17 protein-coding genes are annotated in these 21,553 nt (G+C 40.8%); 1 reads left to right on the forward strand and 16 read right to left on the reverse strand.

The annotated features are described in order from the left end of the window. Window positions 1-18 precede the first annotated feature (18 nt). From BGO42_RS01530 to BGO42_RS01580, 11 genes are all read right to left on the reverse strand, one after another. Window positions 19-345, reverse strand: a complete 327-nt coding sequence (locus BGO42_RS01530; protein WP_177732141.1) for a nucleotide pyrophosphohydrolase — start codon at window positions 343-345, stop codon at window positions 19-21. 1 nt (window position 346) lies between these two features. Continuing rightward, window positions 347-2,356: a DUF3858 domain-containing protein gene (locus BGO42_RS01535; RefSeq protein WP_286748566.1), complete on the reverse strand. Its 2,010-nt coding sequence runs from the start codon at window positions 2,354-2,356 to the stop codon at window positions 347-349. Further along, the gene (locus BGO42_RS01540; protein ID WP_286748567.1) at window positions 2,356-4,260 is read right to left on the reverse strand and encodes a DUF3858 domain-containing protein; all 1,905 of its coding nucleotides are present in this window, start codon (window positions 4,258-4,260) and stop codon (window positions 2,356-2,358) included. Before BGO42_RS01540 ends, BGO42_RS01535 begins: the two co-directional genes overlap by 1 nt. Before the next feature lie 90 nt (window positions 4,261-4,350). After that, window positions 4,351-6,294 carry a DUF3858 domain-containing protein gene (locus BGO42_RS01545; RefSeq protein ID WP_273245613.1) on the reverse strand — a complete coding sequence of 648 codons (1,944 nt, stop codon included), beginning with the start codon at window positions 6,292-6,294 and terminating at the stop codon, window positions 4,351-4,353. Window positions 6,295-6,382: 88 nt separating this feature from the next. Further along, on the reverse strand, window positions 6,383-6,835 hold the full coding sequence (gene dtd / locus BGO42_RS01550) for a D-aminoacyl-tRNA deacylase (protein WP_273245611.1): 453 nt from the start codon (window positions 6,833-6,835) through the stop codon (window positions 6,383-6,385). Between the two features lie 11 nt (window positions 6,836-6,846). After that, entirely contained in the window at window positions 6,847-7,815 is a 969-nt protein-coding gene (rsgA, locus tag BGO42_RS01555) for a ribosome small subunit-dependent GTPase A (RefSeq protein ID WP_177732133.1), read from the reverse strand. Window positions 7,816-7,886: 71 nt separating this feature from the next. Beyond that, window positions 7,887-9,542: a hypothetical protein gene (locus BGO42_RS01560; protein WP_273245609.1), complete on the reverse strand. Its 1,656-nt coding sequence runs from the start codon at window positions 9,540-9,542 to the stop codon at window positions 7,887-7,889. Window positions 9,543-9,595: 53 nt separating this feature from the next. Beyond that, a complete protein-coding gene (locus BGO42_RS01565) occupies window positions 9,596-10,678 on the reverse strand; it encodes a bifunctional 3-deoxy-7-phosphoheptulonate synthase/chorismate mutase type II (protein WP_177732127.1) in 1,083 nt (360 codons plus the stop codon). Next, window positions 10,668-11,561, reverse strand: coding sequence for a prephenate dehydrogenase (locus BGO42_RS01570; RefSeq protein ID WP_273245607.1), 894 nt, complete (start codon window positions 11,559-11,561; stop codon window positions 10,668-10,670). Before BGO42_RS01570 ends, BGO42_RS01565 begins: the two co-directional genes overlap by 11 nt. Continuing rightward, the gene (locus tag BGO42_RS01575; protein ID WP_273245605.1) at window positions 11,561-12,706 is read right to left on the reverse strand and encodes a pyridoxal phosphate-dependent aminotransferase; all 1,146 of its coding nucleotides are present in this window, start codon (window positions 12,704-12,706) and stop codon (window positions 11,561-11,563) included. The genes BGO42_RS01570 and BGO42_RS01575 overlap by 1 nt, the downstream gene beginning before the upstream one ends. Next, window positions 12,703-13,530, reverse strand: a complete 828-nt coding sequence (locus BGO42_RS01580; protein ID WP_273245604.1) for a prephenate dehydratase — start codon at window positions 13,528-13,530, stop codon at window positions 12,703-12,705. The genes BGO42_RS01575 and BGO42_RS01580 overlap by 4 nt, the downstream gene beginning before the upstream one ends. Window positions 13,531-13,824: 294 nt before the next feature. Between BGO42_RS01580 and gldA the strand changes: the two genes are divergently transcribed. After that, complete coding sequence (gldA, locus tag BGO42_RS01585) at window positions 13,825-14,727, forward strand: gliding motility-associated ABC transporter ATP-binding subunit GldA (protein WP_177732115.1); 903 nt, start codon at window positions 13,825-13,827, stop codon at window positions 14,725-14,727. Window positions 14,728-14,729: 2 nt separating this feature from the next. Here the strand turns inward: gldA and BGO42_RS01590 are convergent, their stop codons facing one another. The 5 genes from BGO42_RS01590 to BGO42_RS01610 form a co-directional block, all read right to left on the reverse strand. Then, the gene (locus tag BGO42_RS01590; RefSeq protein ID WP_273245603.1) at window positions 14,730-15,491 is read right to left on the reverse strand and encodes a head GIN domain-containing protein; all 762 of its coding nucleotides are present in this window, start codon (window positions 15,489-15,491) and stop codon (window positions 14,730-14,732) included. Continuing rightward, window positions 15,491-16,582, reverse strand: coding sequence for an acyloxyacyl hydrolase (locus BGO42_RS01595; protein ID WP_273245601.1), 1,092 nt, complete (start codon window positions 16,580-16,582; stop codon window positions 15,491-15,493). Before BGO42_RS01595 ends, BGO42_RS01590 begins: the two co-directional genes overlap by 1 nt. Window positions 16,583-16,774: 192 nt before the next feature. Then, window positions 16,775-17,731 carry a methylenetetrahydrofolate reductase [NAD(P)H] gene (gene metF / locus BGO42_RS01600; protein WP_177732106.1) on the reverse strand — a complete coding sequence of 319 codons (957 nt, stop codon included), beginning with the start codon at window positions 17,729-17,731 and terminating at the stop codon, window positions 16,775-16,777. A gap of 24 nt (window positions 17,732-17,755) precedes the next feature. Further along, window positions 17,756-20,437 carry a methionine synthase gene (gene metH, locus BGO42_RS01605; RefSeq protein ID WP_273245599.1) on the reverse strand — a complete coding sequence of 894 codons (2,682 nt, stop codon included), beginning with the start codon at window positions 20,435-20,437 and terminating at the stop codon, window positions 17,756-17,758. Further along, the gene (locus BGO42_RS01610; RefSeq protein WP_273245597.1) at window positions 20,437-21,438 is read right to left on the reverse strand and encodes a homocysteine S-methyltransferase family protein; all 1,002 of its coding nucleotides are present in this window, start codon (window positions 21,436-21,438) and stop codon (window positions 20,437-20,439) included. The genes metH and BGO42_RS01610 overlap by 1 nt, the downstream gene beginning before the upstream one ends. Window positions 21,439-21,553 lie beyond the last annotated feature (115 nt).

A 21,553-nucleotide genomic window follows, 5' to 3' on the forward strand; every position in this document is an offset into this window, starting at 1 on the left:
ACTTATGCCCTGATGCGGCTATTTTAATTTTTCATTGTTGTGATGACGATCGTGATCCCGCTTTGTTTTTAAGTCCAGTTTTTTATCAAACGCCGCCTGTAAATCGACTCCCGTTTGATTCGCCAGACATAAAACCACAAAAACAACATCTGCCAGTTCTTCACCCAGATCTTTATTTTTATCACTTTCTTTTTCCGATTGCTCCCCATAACGGCGGGCAATGATTCGGGCTACTTCCCCAACTTCTTCTGTAAGCTGCGCCATGTTCGTCAGTTCGTTAAAGTAACGAACCCCGTGGTTTTTAATCCAGTTATCAACGTCCTGTTGTGCGTTTTTTATATCCATCTTATGCTTTTTTAAGAACTATTTTTTCTGTTTGTTTTTCAATAATTGTCTTATAGAAATTTTTAAGTATTTCATAGTGACTTGCCGGAACCAATGACCAGTTAATATCTACAGATGCCACCAGCTGTACTTTATTTCCGGAAGTATTAATATTAAAATTAAAGCTTCCCATGTCTTCTTCCATTGCCATGCTTATTGGCGCCGGAACCGATTCTACCACATAACCATCCGGTATGGTCAGGTTAATCATGTATTTTTCCTGATTCGGGAAGGAGAAATCAATCGGATATTCTCTTTTTTCCTGTTTAAAAGGATTTTCCGTCTGGGCAAAAAACAACATCGGATCAACATATATTTTATCGCCAATTCTTTCAACTATTGCCTCATGCGTAAAATTATAATCTTCTACAACTGGTTTCGCCATATCCTTTGCATTGGCTACTTTATAGGATTCTATCTGAATTCCGGTATATTTCTTCTCCAGTTTTTCCAGATATTTTTCCTGATTTAAATCGCCATACAACGCTCTGTACATATAGGCAAAATAATCGAAATGCTGTTCGCGTACCATTCCTTTCAATACTCCGTCTGCCCCAATGGTCGCCATGATATTTACTACGTTTTTGGACAGGTTTTTAGGAACCAGTTCCACATCGTCTGAACTTCCGTCTTTACGCACCATTCTTCCAAACCAGTTCAGCGCTCTGAAAGGCATAATATCGACACCTGCATTCTTATCTGTCGCATCTAAAAGCAACAAACGATCACCAGACTGAACTCCGGCTATAACATAGTTATAAGAAGATCTGTTTGGAAAAAAGGCAATTCCGTTGCTTCTTGTACTCAACAAAATAGGATTCACATCTATTCCCGCCTCTCTTAGCATCGCTATCAGGATCAGGTTTATTTCTGCGGTGTTTCCTACTTTTTCCTTATAGGCTGTACGCACTCCTTTTTCGCAGATATAGCCCACATATTCATTCCAGGTCATTCTGGATTTTACAAAGTTAAAAATAGTTGTAATCTTTTCATCCGGATTACTGATTCCTTTTAATATTGCCGCCAGATCCTCTTCAAAATAACTTCTTTTGTTCAGCTCGCTTCCAAACTCTCCTTCATAAATTCTTTTTACCAGGGTATTCCAATCTGTAGAAAGATCTTTATATGGCTGGTTCGGATATTTAATGGACGTCAGTTCATGCAGTAATGCCGTTCTGTAATTATTGATGTTATTGATATAGCTTTCATCTTTCATTGCCGGAATATCTTTTAAGGTATAGGTGATGTTCGCTTCCTGATAATCCAGATCCAGATTGGATTTTACATTACTGTATCCTCCGTCGCCATTTACTTTTTGTGTTACCTTTCCTCTATAACTTCCGGTAGAACTTGTCTTTTCTATTTTTGGCACAAGTGCTCCTTTCATTTGTGTCTTATAGATATAATATTCCGGAATTTGCGTTACATACTCCGAATGATTCACCGGAATTGCCATCTGGAAGTTCCAATCTTTAAAAGCACCGATAAACGGAGATTCCTGGGTATATTTAAACTCAATAACCGACAATTCCTTTACGTTAGGAAGTACAATTTTGTTGCGCTCTCTGTATTTATTGGTTTTTTCAACAAAAATACCTTCGCTTTTCAGCTTGGTTTTTTCAATTTTCCCGTCAACTAAGTTATACGTACAGGCATTGGTAAACGAAACATTCTCCTTGGAATTATTGTCTACATAATTATCAATGACAAAATTTGCCCAGTCGTAACCTTCTTTTTTATAAATTTTAATTCGTGTTTCCACCTCCGTAATGGTTCGAAATCCTTTGTCCGGGTGAAACTCAAAATAGGTTCTTCCTTTTTTATACAAAACAGCCGCTTCTGCTTTGGGATCTTTAGGGTGTTCCGTTTGTTTTAATTCTTCAACCGTCACTTTTCCCATATCGAACTTTTGGGCAAATGTTTGTACCGTTATGAAAAAAAACAAAGCACTAAGTAATGTTACTCTCATCATTATTTATTTTTAATTAAGCTAATTTTTGCATTGTCATTTCTGGCAATGAGTTCCTGGAATTTTCTAAAATCTTCATATTCTTCTTTTGCATAATACCCTCTGAATATTGTTACAGAGCGTATCGCAAGCAATTTGTCCTTTCCTTCAAGTTTATAGTCTGTTTTATACTCGCCAAACTTTGTTTTTAAGGCAATATTCTGCGGTAATCCTTCCACAGAAAATCCTTCCGGCAACTGTACCGTTACTTCGTCATAATCATGGTATCCCCTACCGATTTCAAACGGCAGCTTTCTGTTTCTGTAACGTTGCGGCAATTCCCGGCTTACATTAAAAGCATTGACAGGAAAAAGCATTCGCTCCCCGGAAATAGTAGCATATCGTTCTGCCTGAACCGCAATATTTTCCAGGAATATTACCTTGTCCCTATCATTTTCAAACTGAACTTTATTAATTTTCAGGTTATTGATATTGGAAAAATAGTGTTTGTAAAACCGTTCCTGGTCTTCTTTGGATTTTCGTTCCATCAGGTATTTGTTCTCATACTGCGTTCCTCCGGACCGAATAGCAATTTCGCCGCTAAAGTTTCCTTCCGGATCAATGGTATAACGTCCCTTTGATTGCTGTGTATTGTCTTTATCCGGAATATCATTCGTTTTGACCAGTTCGCCCCCATCCGGTTTTACAATTAAAGCATAGCGGTCATCTGTAAATTTTCCCTGATAGGCAAAAGGATACACCTGGCTGGTACATTCCAGAAAATAATACTGTCCATTGTCCGGCACTGTTAAAATAGCATGATTCCCCTGGATTGAAACAAGATCGTTTTGCAGGTTTTCCTTTTCTTTTCCGCCATAAATCACGGTATAATAAGAGGGGATTCCAACCACATTCAATAACGATTTTGTATAATTAGACAGCGCTTTACAGTCGCCATAACCCAACCTGTCTACATCTGCGGCTTTCATTGGTTTCCATCCCCCAATACCTACCTGAATACTGACGTATCTGGTTTTATCCTGTACATACCGGTATATTTTTTTTGCCTTTTCTATCGGGCTCTTTTCATTTTCCACCAGTTTTTTTATCGTGTTCTGCGTTTCTAACGGCAGTTCCTGTACATCCTGAAGCAATTTATCATTCATCCACAATCCGAAGTCTTTCCAGTTGTCTGCCACACCATCCGTGCCTTCTAACGAGAATTTGCCAAATCCAAACCGGACATAGGGTATTAACTTCGTGAAACTGGGTGCATATTCTTCATATTTTAAGGCCGGAACATTTTCGAGTACAAAAACAAGTTCGGTACCTTTAGCTGTTTTTACGGCTTTAAATTTATCCAGATTGTATTCCTTATACTTAAGCTTCAGGTCATACGGATAGGCAATCCTGTATTCACTTTTCATCAGGCTCTGTGCATAACCGGTAATCGGATACCAGGTGGTTACAAATCCGGTATTGGACGTTTCCGTTTCACTGTTCAGCTCAATCGTAAACGGATATTCTGTGGCAACATAGTTTAATGTAAGTGCCCTGTTATCTGAAAAAACAGAAAAACCATCTGCCACACTATGGTCAAAAAAATCTTTTCGCTTTAATTTTTTGATCTCTTTTCCGGATTTGTCATAAATAATCGCTTCAACATTTTTTATTTTAGTTGAGTTATCATAATACAAATCCCCTTCGATACTGGAAAGCCCTTGTTCATTGAGTACAATGACCGTTTTCTTTTTACTGATCAGCATATTCCTGACCGACAAAACCTGAATTAGCGTTTTATCCGTTTTTACAATGGTATTTGCATTTTCCCGAAGACTGTCAGGAATAACAACGGCTTCCTGAGCAAATGCCCACAGCGAACAAAACAGGATCAACAGTGCGGTATATTTAGTTTTTGAATTCATCATTATGGCTTTAATTCTATTTCCCTTTCTGCAATTAAATAACATTCCCCGTTACTTTCACGACCGACCAGGCCGGATAGAAACGTTGGGATTTCAGCTTTTTTTAAGTACAATTTTTTCTGTCTGCTTCTTAATGACCTCATTAAAAAAACCTTTCAGGTTATCATAATACGATTCCGGTATATTGGCATAATTAATATCAAACAACGCCATGAGTTGCAGTTGCCGGTCATTGTCAACAATATCGTATTTAAAAGTTCCTATTTGCTCTTCCATCGTAATGGTCGCCGATTTTGGCAACGATTCAACCACATAACCTTCCGGAACTTTGATACTCACTACATATTTCCACTGAAAAGGATAAATAAAATCAATCGGATATTGTCTTTTTTCCAGTTTAAAAGGATTGTCGTTCATTGCCAGAAACAACAGCGGCGCAAAATACAATCTGTCGCCAATTGCCTCAACCATATTGCTATGCGAAAACGAATAATCTTCGGTTACCGGTTTAGAGAAATCTGCAGGATACACTACCGAATAGTCCCCCAATTCGATTCCGTCGTACTTTTTCTCGATATTTTCAATCCTTTTCTCTTTTGTAAAACCGCCATAATCTCCTTTAAATTCAAAAGCATTATAGCCCTGGTATTGTTTTCGGATCTTCCCTGAAAGCACGCCTTCCTTATTCAGCTCGGCCATTACCATACTGTTTTCTCTGGATTTAAATTTCGGCATCAGCTCTACTTCTTCCGAACTTTCATCTGCTCTGATTATTCTGCCTACCCAGTTTATTGCCCTGAAAGGGATAATATCCGGTTCGGCATTTTTATCTGTTGCATCCAGAAAAATGGTTTTATCTGGAGTTTTAACGGCGGCAATAACATAATTAAAAGCGGTACGGGAAGGAAACGGGGCAATACCATTATTCCTGGTACTAACCAAAACAGGATTGGCATCCAATCCGGCATACCGCAACATTGCCGTGAGCATTAAGTTAATCTCGGCCACATTACCCGCTTTATTCTTAAAGGCTGTTTTTACACCATCCCGGCACAGGTAACCGTTTTTTTCATTCCAGACCATTCTTTGCCTGACAAAATCAAAGACCGTTTTCATTTTTTCATCCTTATCTACGGCTCCTTTTAAAACCGGCCCCAGTTCTTCTTCAAAATAGGATTTAAGATTCAGCTGTCTTCCGAAATCGGTATCCTCATATATATTCTTCGCTACATCATTCCAGTTCTGAGCAAAGGATTTACTTCCCAGTTTATTACTGGCTGCTACCAACTCAAATTTTAAGCTTGAAATATAGTTTTTGATATTGTTCACATATTTTTCTTCTTTGATGGCAAGAATATCTTTTACGGTATAGGTTAGCTTTGTTTCCGCATAATCTCCGTTCAGACTGCTTGCCACAGCCGATTCCTTATTGATGGTTGTTGATCCGGTAATGATCTGATTATAGACCAGATGGCTTGGGATATTGATCTGGTAGGTCACAAAATCTGCCGGGATGGAATATTGAAAGTCCCAGTCCCGTAAATCTGTAATAAACGGAGAAACAATCGTATACTGATATTCCACGACCGAGCCTTCCTTTACGGCAGGCATAACAATCTTTTTAATATCCCAGTTTTCGTTGAACTTTTCTTTAAACTCCCCTTCTTTATTCAGCTTTGTTTTTTCTATTTTGCCATCCACTAAATTGTAGGTAAAAGCATTTTCGAAGACTACTTTTTCACCGGCTCCCTCATTATTGTAATACGGCACCTGCTTGTTTGCATAGCCATAGCCTTCTTTTTTATAGATCTTGATCCTTTCCTGTACTTCCGTATAGACATACCATTTGGAGTCGGTACCTACTTTAAATGTTGTCAGCCCTTTTTTAAACACGACTGCAGCGGCAGCACTGGTATCTTTAAGATGCCTTTTCTGCTGCAATTCTTCGGCAGAAACCCTGCCCAGCATTCGTGTCTGGCCATAGCTGCCGGCTACCACACAAATCAGAGCATAAAAAAATAGTAATTTTGTTCTCATTCCTTAATTATTAAGATGTTAGTGTGGGGGCTTTATTTTAGTAACAGTCCTGAGAATGCCTTTAGCATTACGCCATCGATCTGCTGTTTTATTCTTTATTCTTCGTATCAATAATGATCGTTACCGGTCCGTCGTTTAACAAGCGAACTTTCATATCGGCGCCGAATTCACCGGTCTGGATTTTTTTACCGAGTTCTGTCTCCATCTGGCGCACAAAACCTTCATAAAGCGGTATGGCAACATCGGGTTTTGACGCTTTAATATACGACGGACGATTGCCTTTTTTGGTCTGGGCATGTAAGGTAAACTGACTTACCACGATCATCGCGCCATCAACATCTTTCACGGATAAATTCATCACGTCATTTTCGTCGCCAAAAATGCGGAGATTCGCTATTTTAGAAGTCAGCCATTGTATGTCCTCCGCTCCGTCGGCATCTTCTATTCCTATTAACACCAATAGTCCTTTTTGAATTTCGGCGGTAATTTTTCCGTCTATGGTTACCGAAGCTTCCGAAACTCTTTGTATTACTGCTTTCAAATCGTATTTTTTTATTCGGTATCTTTTGCTTTTCCTTCGCCGTAAATATCCGTTCGGTAATGTTCGTCTTCACCTTCCAGAATCTGGATATAACTTTTATAGCGCGACCAGGCTATTTCGTCATTTTCCAGGGCGTCTTTAACCGCACAATGCGGCTCTTCTTTATGCAGGCAGTTATTGAATTTACACTGGTCTTTTAACGCAAAGAATTCCGGAAAGTAGTTTCCTATTTCCTGTTTCTCCATGTCTACAATTCCAAATCCCCTGATTCCCGGCGTATCGATGATGCGGGCTCCGAAAGAAAGTTCAAACATTTCTGCAAAAGTGGTCGTATGCTGTCCCTGCTGATGCTGATCGGATATTGCTTTGGTTTTTAAATTCAAAGTAGGTTCCAGAGCATTAACCAGTGTTGATTTCCCTACACCCGAATGTCCGGAGAACATGGATACCTTATCTTTCATCAGGCTTTTTAGTTCTTCAATCCCTTTACCTTCGGTTGAAGAAATACGCAGGCATTTGTAACCGATATTGGAATAAACATATTGCAGATACAATTGCTCGTCCAGCGTTGCCTCATCGTAAGTATCGATTTTATTGAACAGCAACACCGCTTCAATTCCGTAAGCTTCCGCTGTTACCAGAAAACGATCGATAAAACTGGTTGTGGTTGGCGGATTATTAATTGTCACCAAAAGAAAAACCATATCGATATTCGCCGCGATAATGTGCGTCTGCTTCGACAGATTAACCGATTTGCGGACAATATAATTTTTCCGGTCGTGTATATTGTGAATAACACCGGCAATTTCATCGGTGGAATTGTCCAACTCAAAATCAACAACATCACCCACTGCAATAGGATTGGTACTCTTAATACCTTTCATTCGGAATTTCCCTTTTATACGGCATTCAAAAACCTGATTATCTTCGGTTTTAACGCTGTACCAACTTCCTGTAGATTTATAAACAACTCCTGTCATACTGCAAAGATAGCCATCTTTATTTATTACAAAAAAAAGGTTGCTTTTTAAGCAACCTTTTCTGAATCTTATTATTGTAAAACCATTCTTCCTAACTTATCCTGAGATTTTCTGGATGCATAGATCAAGAATTCTTTCTCATTTTTTCTGTAGTAAATTCCTGGTCGGATTACAAGTTCATTTTTAATTGCTTCTTCCGGATCTTTTCTGGAAATCTGCCCTTTATCATCAAAAACAAATACCGTAGGAACCGCATTATTATAGTTCCCTAACGATTTGATCTCTTCGATATCGGTAATTCCTTTATTCTTTTTATTGTCATTGAAAAGGATACTCAACTGCCCGTCTTTATAAATAGGAATAGCACTTAAATACTCCGGTCCTTTCCCCATAACCCCTAACGGGATCGATAATCCCAGTGCTACGTTAAAGTTTGACGATCCGCCTCCTATTCCAAAGAAGTTCAGCGAAGCCACCGTAACGGTAGCCGACTGGTCTTTTGCCACCACATTACTCCAATCCAATGAACCGTCCGGTTTTAACGACGTAACAATCATTTCGTTAGTTGTATAGGTTATCGGCTGTACTCCTAACGGTCCGATTCCCTGTTTCTGACCAACATATACAAATCGGTATTCTGAGATCACGATAAGGCCGCCGTCATTTTTCTCAATAATAGAGTGAATGATATACAACGGTTTTAAATCCTTCCCTTTTTTCGCTCTTCTCTCTCCTAACAATTTCACTTTGGTCGCATAATCGAACTCGTTAAATTTCAGATTATCGTTCGTATTAGTCCCTAAATTAATTGTAGCATTGTAAACGCCTTTCAGCTCTTTATTCGCTTTTCCGTTTTCGCGGACACTGGAATAAAAACCTACCAATTGTACCGTGTTTTTACTGGTTGACAACATTTTACAGTTAATAATTTCTTTTCCTGTAAAATTGATATCAATCACATCTTTCTTGTATCCGTTTTCATTTTTGAAAGCAAATACCTGAAATTTCTCTACTTTTTCTTTTTTCTTTTTGTCGCGGTAGCTTTCATTGATTACCACAAAAGCATCGTCTTTGGTATTCACGTCAAAATCGGCAATTGTGAATTCAAAATCTTTCTTATCGTCATCATACGACACTTTTTCAATGTTCGTAAAAACCGGTTTCAGACTTGGATCAAACAATTTCAATTCATATTTCATCGCATCTTCTTTTTCATAAAGCGCCGTGTGCATGGCAAGCAGCATGTGCTCGTCCGGCGATGTTTTAAAATAGAATCCACCACGGTCTGAACTTCTGGCAACCTGTGCCTCAAACATTGTGGTCATGTTATTGCTCAGCTTACCATCTTCCGAATATTCGATTCCTACCAATGTAAAAACCTTGTCTTTTCTGTGGTAAACACTTCCAATCACATACAGTCTGCCGTTCAGTATAACTATTTCCTCAAAATCAATGTCTTTGTCTTTCAGTTCCGGCAATACAATAGGCTTATTCGAAATCAGCTTCATTGCTTTGGATTCGAAGATCTTTAAGAAATAATCGCTTTTCCCTTTCAGACCCAGCGCATAAATTTTGTTATTGGTCTCTCCAATAATCTTGATAATTTTACCTTTCTCTTCGGTGATCTCTTCACCATAAGTCATGGAAACATTTTCCATTTTATACTGTGAGAAAGCTGAAAAATTACTGAATAACGTAACAGCCAATAATAGTAATAGTTTTTTCATACATCGTTTTTTAAAAAATCCCGCGATGATACGAATTTTCTTCAAAAAAACTGTTAACTATTTATAATTTTTTCCTGATGCGCAATACTTTCCTGGTGAATCGCTTTAAACATTTTCAAAATAAATTCTTCACTCAACCCTCTTTCTTCTCCTTCAAGTACCATTTTGCCTAAAATCTCATTCCAGCGTTTGTTTTGTAAAACCGCAACATTGCGTTCTTTTTTCAACGCCCCGATACTGTCTGCGATCTTCATTCTCTTTCCTAAAATATTCAGAAGTTTGCTGTCGATTTCATCAATCTGCGTACGCAGTCCGGCTAATTTCTGATTGTATTCATCTGCTTCGTCCGTTTCCTTACGGATTCGCAGGTCTCTGAAAATTTGTTTTAAAGCTGCCGGGGTTACCTGCTGTGCGGCATCGCTCCATGCATTTTCAGGATCAATATGGGTTTCAATAATCAAACCGTCATAATTCAGATCCAATGCCTGTTGCGATACTTCCAGTATCATATCCCTTTTTCCGGTAATGTGCGACGGATCACAGATTAGCGGCAAATCAGGAAATTTGCTTTGCAGCTCTATCGGCAGCTGCCATTCCGGATTGTTTCTGTATTTTGTTTTCTCGTAGGTCGAAAATCCTCTGTGGATCACTCCCAACTTTTTAATATTCGCATTGTACAAACGCTCTACACCGCCCAGCCATAAGGACAAATCGGGATTCACCGGATTTTTAACCAATACGATTTTATCGGTATCTTTTAAAGCATCGGCAATTTCCTGAACGGCAAACGGGTTTACCGTTGTCCGGGCACCAATCCACAACACATCCACATCGTGCTCCAATGCCAGCTGCACATGGTGGGCATTGGCCACTTCCACAGCCAGTAACAGCCCTGTTTCCGCTTTTGCACGCTGCAGCCATTTCAAACCGATAGCGCCCACGCCTTCAAATCCACCCGGTCTTGTTCTCGGTTTCCAGATACCGGCTCTGAAGATACTCACGTCAGAGTCTTTTAATTCGTGTGCTATTTTTAAAACCTGTTCTTCTGTTTCGGCGCTGCATGGTCCTGCAATTACCAGCGGATGGCTTAAATTGAATGCGTCTAACCATGTTCTCATTCCTGCATTATTCTCCATAACTTATCTCTTTTCTTAAATGTATTCCTTTTAATATCTCTTTTATCTTATTGGTTTGCTCCATTTCGGCATAAACCGATCCGAAGTCTTCTGTTGCTAATAATTCTTTAAAATTATTCAAATTGTCAATGTATTCCGAAAGGGATTTTAATACCATCTCCTTATTTTGCTGAAAAATGGGCGTCCACATAGCCGGGGAACTTTTTGCCAGCCGCACCGTACTTTCGAATCCGCTTCCGGCCATATCAAAAATATCCCGCTCGTTTTTTTCTTCTTCAATAACCGTTTTTCCTAACATAAACGAACTGATGTGCGACAGGTGCGAAACATAGGCAATGTGTTTATCATGCGATTTCGGATCCATATAACGGATTCTCATTTTTAGCTTTTTAAACAGCTGCAACGCTTTTTCCTGAATGGTAAAAGCCGTTTTTTCAACTTCACAGATAATATTTGTCTTTCCTTCAAACAATTTTTCCTGTGCTGCGGACGGTCCGGAAAACTCGGTGCCCGCTATCGGATGCGTAGCAATAAAATTACGCCTTTTAGGATGATTTTCAACGGCTTTACAGATTTGTTCTTTCGTGGAACCCACATCCAAAACTACGGCATCTTCTTTTACGATATCCAGTATTTCCGGCAAAACGCTTACCATTTTATCAACCGGAATGGCCAGTATGACCCAGTCGGCTTCCGACAGGACTTCAAAACCGGCTTTCCGGTCAATGATCCCCAGCTGTAATGCTTCTTCCAGATGGGCATCGCTATGGTCTATTCCATGAATAACCGCAGCGGCATTTGCCTTTTTGATATCCAGTGCCAATGAGCCGCCTATCAATCCCAATCCTATTATAAAAACATTTTCTTTTTCATTATCCTCCATCAAAACCGGTTTAGAATTTCTTTTATTTTCGCTTCTTCCACACACAATGAAAAACGGATATATCCTTCTCCATTGCTTCCAAATATAGTTCCGGGTGCGATAAATACATCTTTATCGTACAATAACCGGTCTACAAAGGCTTCCGCCGATGTTTCCCCTTCCGGAAGTTTTGCCCAGACAAACAGGCCCACACTGTTTTCATCATACGTACAGTTCAGCTTCTGCGCCAGTTCAAAAACCAGCTGCCGCCTTTGGGTATAAATCTCATTTTGCTGCCCGAACCAGGCGGCATCACTTTTCAGGGCTTCAATAGCGCCTTTCTGAATACCGTAAAACATACCGCTGTCCATGTTGCTCTTCACCTTTAATACGGCCTGGATCAGTTTGCTTTCGCCCAGCACCATCCCTACTCTCCAGCCAGCCATGTTAAAGGTTTTGCTCAGCGAGTTTAGTTCTAGGGCTACTTCTTTAGCGCCTTCCACCTGTAAAACAGACTGCGGATTGTCATTCAGTATAAAACTATACGGGTTGTCATTTACCAGTAATATATGATGCTTCTTCGCGAATGCCACCAGTTTTTCAAATAACTCCAGGCTTCCGGTGGCTCCGGTTGGCATGTGCGGATAGCTTACCCACATTAATTTCACGTTGGAAAGGTCCTGTTTTTCCAGAGCTTCAAAATCCGGTTCCCAATTGCGGCCGGCTTTCAGATCGTAAAAAACACTTTCTGCTCCTACCAGATTGGCTACGGATGCATAGGTCGGATAACCCGGATTGGGAATTAACACTCCGTCCCCTTCATTTAAAAACGCCATCGCAATGTGCAATATCCCTTCCTTTGATCCCATTAACGGTAAAATCTCCGAATCCGGATTTACCGTCACCTGAAAATTCCGGCCATAAAAATGAGCCATGGCCTCACGGAGTTCCGGTAATCCCTGATAACTCTGATATTGGTGTGCCATAGGTTGTAACATTGCTTTTTGTACCGCTTCCATTACTGCGGTGGCCGGTGCTAAGTCCGGACTTCCGATTCCCATATTGATTACCGGTTTTCCTGCAGACTGTAGTGCTCTCACTTCCCTCAGTTTCCGGGAGAAGTAGTATTCCTGCACGTGGTCTAATCTTCTTGCTGTTGTTATCATGCCGCTCCTTTTTTATATTCTCCAAGAACTTTAAATTCTTTTGTATCCGCTTCCAGTTGTTTTCTTGCTTTTTCGTAATCTGCATAGTCGTTAAACGTGATGTCCACAAAAAAAGAATACTGCCAGGGCGTTTCTATTACCGGCATCGACTGAATTTTAGTGAGGTTCAGCCTGCATTCATTCATGATATTCAGAATCCCGGCAAGGCTTCCCTGCATGTCGTCCAATTCAAATTTTAAAGACGCTTTGTTGATCTCATTTTTCGGTATCACGGAATTTTCAGCTTTTACGATTACAAATCGGGTTTTATTACTTTTTACGGTGTGTATGTTTTCGGCAATAATGGGCAGTGCATATATTTCGGAAGCTACGCTGCTGCCTACTGCGCCAATACCGGTTAATCCTTTTTCCCGGATGCGTCTTGCGGTTTCCGCAGTATCGGCATCTTCCACCAGTTTGATGTGCGGATAGCCGCTAAAAAACTTTTTGCATTGCAGCAGGGCTATCGGATGTGAGTGTACTTCCTGAATATCTTCAATCGTTTGCCCGGGTAATGTCATCAGGTTCATCCGGATATCCAGATAGTGTTCCCCGATGATGTGCAGCCGGTTGTTATCGATCAAAGCATAGTTCGGAATGATCGAACCCGCTATTGAATTTTCCAATGCCATGATGCCTAAATTCTGGTTGTTCCCTACTACATTTTTAACCAATTCATCAAACGACATGCATTCAATCAACAATTTATTTTCGTTGAAATACTCCTTTGCCACCTGGTGGTGAAAAGAGCCTTTTATTCCCTGAATTGCTATTTTTCTTTCCATAACGCCAAAAAAAAATCCCGATGAGACCATCGGGATTGTGTGTACTATAGTTGTTTACTAAATTTTTGATTTCAATCAAATAACCATACGACAATCCCTTTCTTCTCTCCAGAAAAAATAAAAGAAATTGTTGTAATAAAAAGTGTTATTTGAATTCATTGCTTTTTTTGCTAAGCGATTTGAAGGACAAAATTAGTAAAAAATTATTTCCAGCCTACATTTTTTGAAAATTTTAAGTTTTTAAAAATAATCCGCATCATTTTCTTCTTATTTTTGCTCCAAATCAGGTATTATATGTCTATTGAGGTTCTAAATATATCTAAGAATTACGGCGAGCAAAAAGCTTTGGACAGTGTTTCTTTTTCTATTAAAAAAGGTGAAATCGTTGGTTTTCTGGGCCCTAACGGCGCGGGAAAATCGACTTTAATGAAAATATTAACGACTTTTTTAAACGCCGATGAAGGCACTGCTTCCGTAAACGGAAATGATGTTAATGCGGCTCAGAAAGCGGTACAGAAAGCCGTGGGTTATTTGCCGGAACACAATCCGTTATACCTTGATTTGTACGTTCGTGAGTATTTGTCTTTTAATGCCGACGTATATAAAGTTCCGAAATCGCGTATTGACGATGTGATCGCTTTAACCGGATTAACACCGGAAAGCCATAAAAAAATCGGGGAACTATCAAAAGGATACCGTCAGCGTGTCGGGTTGGCAACAGCCTTATTGCACGATCCTGAGGTATTGATCCTGGATGAACCGACAACGGGTCTGGATCCGAATCAGCTGGTTGAAATCCGTGAGCTGATTAAAAGCATCGGTAAGAACAAGACCGTTTTTCTTTCCACACACATTATGCAGGAAGTAGAAGCCATCTGCGACCGCGTCATCATCATCAACAACGGTAAAATCGTTACCGACAAGAAACTGAACAACCTGATGTCTGAAGAAAAAGAACAGGTTATCGAAGTGGAATTTGACTATAAGATCGAGGAGGAATTTATTGCTAAGATCTCTAACCTGAAGTCCTACAAGAACATTCACGATAATACCTGGGAGCTTACGTTTTCGACCGATAAGGATATGCGTCCTGTTGTTTTTGATTTTGCTCAGGATAACGGATTAAAAACGTTACAGCTGAATCTTAAAAACAAGAATCTGGAAGCTGTTTTCCGTGAAATGACCAAAAAGAAATAAGCTTAATTATAGATTAAATGCCCGGTATAATGCTGGGTAACTTCTACCGTTGACGGCGTACTTTTGAGTACGACATTTCCGGTGCTGTAAATATTGCCTTTTATTTCATGGAGCGGTTTTACGATAATATCGTTGGTACTTCTCTGGAAGACATAAACATTCTGAACACTTAGGTTTTGTCCTTCAAAACGTTCTTCCCCGGAGTAAAAAGCGATATTCAGGTTTTCGGTATACCCGGAAATCCGGTACAGGCTCGCGCGGTTGTCTTCTACAACAAGATTCGTACAGTTTACCTCCAGCTCAAAAATACCGGAAGCCGTGTCGGCAAACATTCCGGATTGCAGTTTAAAATCGGGAAAGTGTAACACTCCGTCTGATTTCACATTAAACTGTGAAGCCGAATAAATGTTCTTCAAATCCGGAACGGTTACATATACTCTGGTGGTGTTATATTCCCGCAGCCAGTTACAGCCATTGGAGTTTCGCAAAAACAGCTCTCCGTCAGCTACCGAAATACTGATTCCCGGAACCAGGTTGGTACCGGTTTCCAGAACCACTTTGGTTTCCGCTCCCTGTTTGACAATCAGTTCAATTCCTTCGGCTATATTGATTTTATCAAAATCTGCTACAGCAATCTCATTGGAAACGATTGTTCCAACAGACATCAGGCAATCCGGTGCATTCCCGGAATCGCAGGAAGAAAGCCCCATAAAAGCAATCAGGAGCAGGTAAATAACGGTATGTTTTTTTGTTACTTTCATCATTACAATCGGATTCCCAGACCAAATTCAAGCGCTTCCGCTTTTGCCGCATGGGTCTTTAAGCTTAAGGCGCCAAATATTTTATCAGACAAATAATATTTCAATCCTATCCGCTGGTATAGCGATCCGTTAATTTTTGCCGGATTATAAACATAGGCTCCCAACTGTGCTTCAAAAGAAAGCTTATTAACAAACAGTTCATGCCCTACAAAAACACCGGCTCTCCTATAATCAACATCGGGATCATTGTTTTTTTCATAATAGGCAATTGCCATATAGCGGATGTATTCTTCCTGAAATTTAGACCAGAATATTTCTCCTCCCAGCTGCAAAGCACTTTTCCGTCCAATGCGTTTGTCTACATAGGCAGAAAGTACATAAAACGGATATTGTCCGCTGCCAATCACATCACTTTCATTCACTCCGCTGCGAAATACCACATTGTATTTTAAAGGCTGTGTAAAACGCACGCTGTCTTTTGTGTGCTGATATTCCGGTTCCTGCTGTTCCAGGTTGTAGTTGAGTCCGAGGTTAAAGGCCAGCGTATTCGTACTGGTATTGGGCGCTTTGATATTGGCATTCGAATGATGAACCAGTAACAATCCCGCCTGCAATCCCAGCCCTTTCCAGATTTGCTGCCGGTTATAATTCAGCATAAAATAGGTGGACGGCATCAGGTGGGTACTATAGGCAAAATTCCTGAAGTTATTTTCTTTATCGTACGGATTGGTATTGTAAGCGATTCCCTGCCCTACGCGGAATTGCAGGTTTCGCTTTAAAAAGTAAAAACTGTAATGCCCGTATACCCCATACATATTTCCCAGGGCTTCATTTTTATTGTGCTGGTACTGGAAAGAAAGTCCGTAATCCGGGAAATTATATTCTGCCTGCCAGGCTTTATCGCCAAAAGTTTTACGGCTCACACTAAGCAAAATGCCTTCCGGATGTGCCGTTATCAAATGCTTGATTGCGTTATTGTGCGGGAGTATGTTTCCGTAAAAGTAATTGGCATCCACAAAATACTGCTTTTCCTTTGCAGTTTGTGAGAAGGCAATACATGAAAAAAGTAATAAAAGATTAAAATAAACGCGCATCTGATTTTTTGAAAACAAGCAAATATATAAGAATATATTTATTTCAGGCTAATTTTCGAAAATGTGTTTGGCTTGTACCGGGATTCCGCTGCCTCGTGCCGGAATGATACCTTTGTAAGGGGCATTCCACAAAAAAACACCTGCCAGATTTTAAAAATCCGCCAGGTGTTACGTCCGTAAGATGTTCCGGATCTAAAAAACCGCTTCGGCTATTTGTTTGATGTTTTCGGAACGGCCCATCGAATAGTAATGTAAGACCGGTATTCCGGCCTTTACCAATTCTTTGCTTTGTTCAATACACCATTCAATTCCGATCTGTTTAACTGCTTCGTTATCGGCTGCCTTTACGACTTCCATAATAAGGTCATCCGGTAAGTCCACTTTAAATCGATGTGGTATCTGGTTTAATTGTTTCTTTGTCGATATTGGTTTTAGCCCCGGTATAATCGGAACGGTGATCCCTTCTTTGCGGCATTTGGCTACAAATTCAAAAAACTTACGGTTGTCAAAAAACATCTGGGTGATGATATAATCGGCTCCGTTGTGTATTTTTTGTTTCAGGAAGTGAATGTCACTGTCCAGGCTGGGCGCTTCCATGTGCTTTTCCGGGTAACCGGCCACACCAATGCAAAAGTTGGTCTTGTTCGTGTTTTGCAAATGATCATCCAGGTAGATCCCTTTGTTCAGGTTACTGATCTGGGTTACCAGTTCACTGGCATAATGATTTCCTTCTTTTTCCGGTTTAAAGTAAATCTCACTTTTTACCGCATCACCACGCAATGCCACAACATTATCGATCCCTAAAAAGTCCATATCGATCAGGAAATTTTCGGTATCTTCTTTGGTAAACCCGCCGCATAAAATATGTGGAATGGCATCCACCTGGTATTTATTCTGAATTGCCGAACAAATACCAACTGTTCCGGGACGTTTCTTCACGATTCTCTTTTCGAGCAGTCCGTTTGGCAATTCTTTATATTCGTATTCTTCCCGGTGGTAAGTCACGTCTATAAACGGCGGTTTGTATTCCATTAAAGGTTCAATGTTGTCAAAAATACACTGGATGTTCTGTCCTTTTAAAGGCGGTAATATCTCGAAGGAAAATAATGATTTTCCCTGGGCGTTTTCTATATGTTGGGTAACTTTCATTTCAGTACTATATTATTTGTTCGTTTAGTCGGCGATATTCGGGTTAAGCCATTTTTCGGCATATTCATAGGAAACATTTCTTCGTTTGGCATAATCCCGGACCTGGTCTTCTTTGATTTTTCCGAGTCCGAAATACTTGCTTTCGGGGTTGCCGAAATAGTATCCGGATACAGAAGACGCCGGCCACATCGCCAGGCTTTCCGTTAGCGTTACCCCTATATTTTCTTCGACTTGCAATACTTTCCAGATGGTACTTTTTTCCAGATGATCCGGGCAGGCCGGATATCCCGGAGCCGGACGAATCCCTTTGTATTTTTCGGAAATCAGTTCGTCATTACTCAATACCTCATCGGAAGCATACCCCCAGATTTCTTTTCTGATCTTTTCATGCAGGTATTCGGCAAAAGCTTCCGCAAAACGGTCGCCTAATGCTTTTATCATAATGGAGTTGTAATCGTCATGTTCCGCTTCAAAAGCCGCCGCTTTTTCATCGACACCAAATCCTGTGGTCACGCAAAAAGCGCCCATATAGTCTTTTTTGCCAATGGTTTTCGGCGTGATAAAATCGGATAGCGCAATATTCGGTGCTCCTTTTGTTTTTTGGGATTGCTGGCGCAACGTCAAAAAGGTGTCGAGTACATTTCCGTTTTCATCATACAGTTCTATATCGTCATCGTTAACCTGGCTGGCCGGAAAGATGCCGTAAATCCCTTTGGCTTCCAGCCAGTTTTCGGCAATTAATTGCTGCAGCATTTTTTGCGCATCCTGGAATAAGATCACCGCCTGTTCGCCTACTACCTCATCTTCTAAGATATTCGGGTATTTCCCGTGTAAATCCCAGGTTCTGAAAAACGGTGTCCAGTCGATATAATCAACCAGTTCGCTTACATTCAGGCTTATTGTCCGGATTCCCGTAAAATTGGGCTGCTGTGCCGTAAAACCATCCCAATCCAATTGAAGTTTGTTTTTTCGTGCTTCTTCAATAGTCAGGAAGTTTTTATCACGGGAACGATTCAGGAATCCTTCGCGCAGTTCATCATATTCGGAACGGATGGTTTTCGCATAATCAAGCTTTACATGCTGATTAATCAGGTTTCCGGCAACGGTTACCGCTCTCGAGGCATCGTTTACATGGACTACGGTGTCGGAATATTCCGGCGCAATCTTCACTGCCGTATGTGCACGTGAAGTGGTCGCACCGCCAATCATCAACGGAATTTTGATATTCAGTTTGTCCATTTCTTTGGCCAGGTAAACCATTTCATCCAATGAAGGCGTGATCAGTCCGCTTAATCCGATAATATCGACCTGCTCTTTTACCGCCGTTTCAATGATTTTTTCGGGTGGTACCATTACTCCCAGATCGATAATTTCAAAGTTGTTGCATCCCAATACTACCGATACGATGTTTTTACCGATATCGTGTACATCGCCTTTTACTGTTGCCATCAGTATTTTTCCGGCAGAACGGGAAGCCCCGCCTTTTTCCGCTTCAATAAAAGGTAACAGATAGGCAACCGCTTTTTTCATAACCCGTGCCGATTTTACAACCTGTGGCAAGAACATTTTTCCGCTGCCGAATAAATCGCCCACGACATTCATACCGTTCATCAGGTTGATCTCAATTACTTCAATAGGTTTCGCTGCCTGTAGTCTTGCTTCTTCCACATCTGTTTCTATAAACTCATCGATTCCTTTTACCAAAGCATACGTGAGTTTATCCTGTACCGAACCGGTTCGCCATTCCTGAGCCTGTTTTTCGGTTGTTTTTACATCGCCTTTTACATTTTCGGCAAATGCCAGCAAGCGTTCGGTGGCATCGTCCCGGCGGTCTAACAATACATCTTCTACATGTTCCAGTAAGTCTTTCGGGATCTCATCATATACTTCCAGCATTTCCGGATTGACAATACCCATCGACATACCGTGCTGAATGGCATGGTATAAAAAGGCTGAGTGCATCGCTTCCCGTACCCTGTCGTTTCCTCTGAAAGAAAAGGAAACATTGCTCACCCCGCCGCTCACATTGGTATACGGCAAGTTTTCCCGGATCCATTTTGTTGCCAGAAAGAAATCGATCGCATTACGGCGGTGTTCTTCCATTCCGGTTGCGACCGGGAAAATATTGGGATCGAAAATAATATCTTCGGGCGGGAATCCTACTTTATCCACTAAAACGTCATACGAACGTTTACAGATTTCGATACGGCGTTCGTAAGTATCGGCTTGTCCGACCTCATCGAAGGCCATGACAATTACCGCCGCACCATATCGTTTTACGAGTTTGGCATGATGAATAAACAGTTCTTCCCCTTCTTTTAAGCTGATGGAGTTTACCACACATTTTCCCTGGGCTACTTTTAATCCGGCTTCAATGATTTCCCATTTGGAACTGTCAATCATTACCGGAACCCTTGAAATATCCGGTTCGGAGGCAATCAGATTCAGGAATTTTGTCATGGCATACACACCATCCAGCATTCCTTCATCCATATTAATATCAATAATCTGCGCCCCTCCTTCTACCTGCATCCGGGCAATATCTAATGCTTCTTCATATTTCTCTTCTTTTATCAAACGCAAAAATTTTCGCGAGCCGGTAACATTGGTACGTTCTCCGACATTCACGAAAATACTTTCCGGTGTGATTAACAACGGTTCGAGTCCTGATAATTTTAAATATTTTTTACAGTCTGCTTCTGCCATTATGCGTTTACTTCTAAAATTCTTGGTTTGTATTCTTTTGCCACTTCAGCAATCAGTTTGATGTGCTCCGGCGTTGTTCCGCAGCATCCTCCGATGATGTTGATCAGGTTGTCGTCTAAGTATTCTTTGATCAGCAACTGCATCTCTTCCGGCGTCTGGTCATATTGTCCAAAAGCATTCGGCAATCCGGCATTCGGATGTGCCGATACATTAAAGGACGTGTTGTGTGCCAATCGCTTTAAGTAGGGTTTTAGCTGATCGGCTCCCAAGGCGCAGTTAAAGCCTACGCTTAACAAGGGGATATGAGAGATGGAGATCAAAAAGGCTTCTACGGTTTGTCCGGATAATGTTCTTCCGGAAGCATCGGTAATTGTTCCGCTCACCATGACAGGAATATCCAGGTTGCGTTCTTCCTTTACCTCATCTATTGCAAATAAGGCCGCTTTGGCATTGAGCGTATCGAAGATGGTTTCAACCAAAAGGATATCGCTTCCGCCATCGATCAACGCTTCTACCTGCTGTTTATAGGCAATTCTCAAATCGTCGAAAGTAACCGCCCTGAATCCGGGGTCGTTTACATCCGGCGACATGCTTGCCGTACGGTTGGTCGGCCCGATGGAACCGGCAACAAATCTTGGTTTTTCAGGGTTCTTAGCCGTAAACTCATCAGCAACTTCACGGGCTATTTTAGCCGATTCGTAGTTGAGTTCGTACACCAGGTCTTCCTGATGATAATCGGCCATACCGATAGTGGTTCCGGAAAAAGTATTGGTTTCCACAATATCGGCTCCGGCTTCAAAATATTTGGCATGAATTTCACGGATTGCCTGCGGCTGAGTGAGCGACAGCAAGTCGTTATTTCCTTTTAACGGATGTGGAAAATCTTTAAAACGTTCGCCTCTGAAATCTTCTTCAGAGAAGTTATAGCGCTGCAGCATGGTTCCCATTGCTCCGTCGAGAATGAGTATCCTGTTTTGTATGGCTTCTTTAATTTTTGACATTGGTTTGTTTTTTATTTTGTTCACAAACTTTGCCAAAGCACAATACTGTTTACAACGCAGTTAACGTATGGATATACGAAAACCGGGACTGTTTTATATTGTCTTTAGCAGCTTC

This window comes from Flavobacterium sp. 40-81, from assembly GCF_001898245.1.
Lineage (GTDB): Bacteria > Bacteroidota > Bacteroidia > Flavobacteriales > Flavobacteriaceae > Flavobacterium > Flavobacterium inviolabile.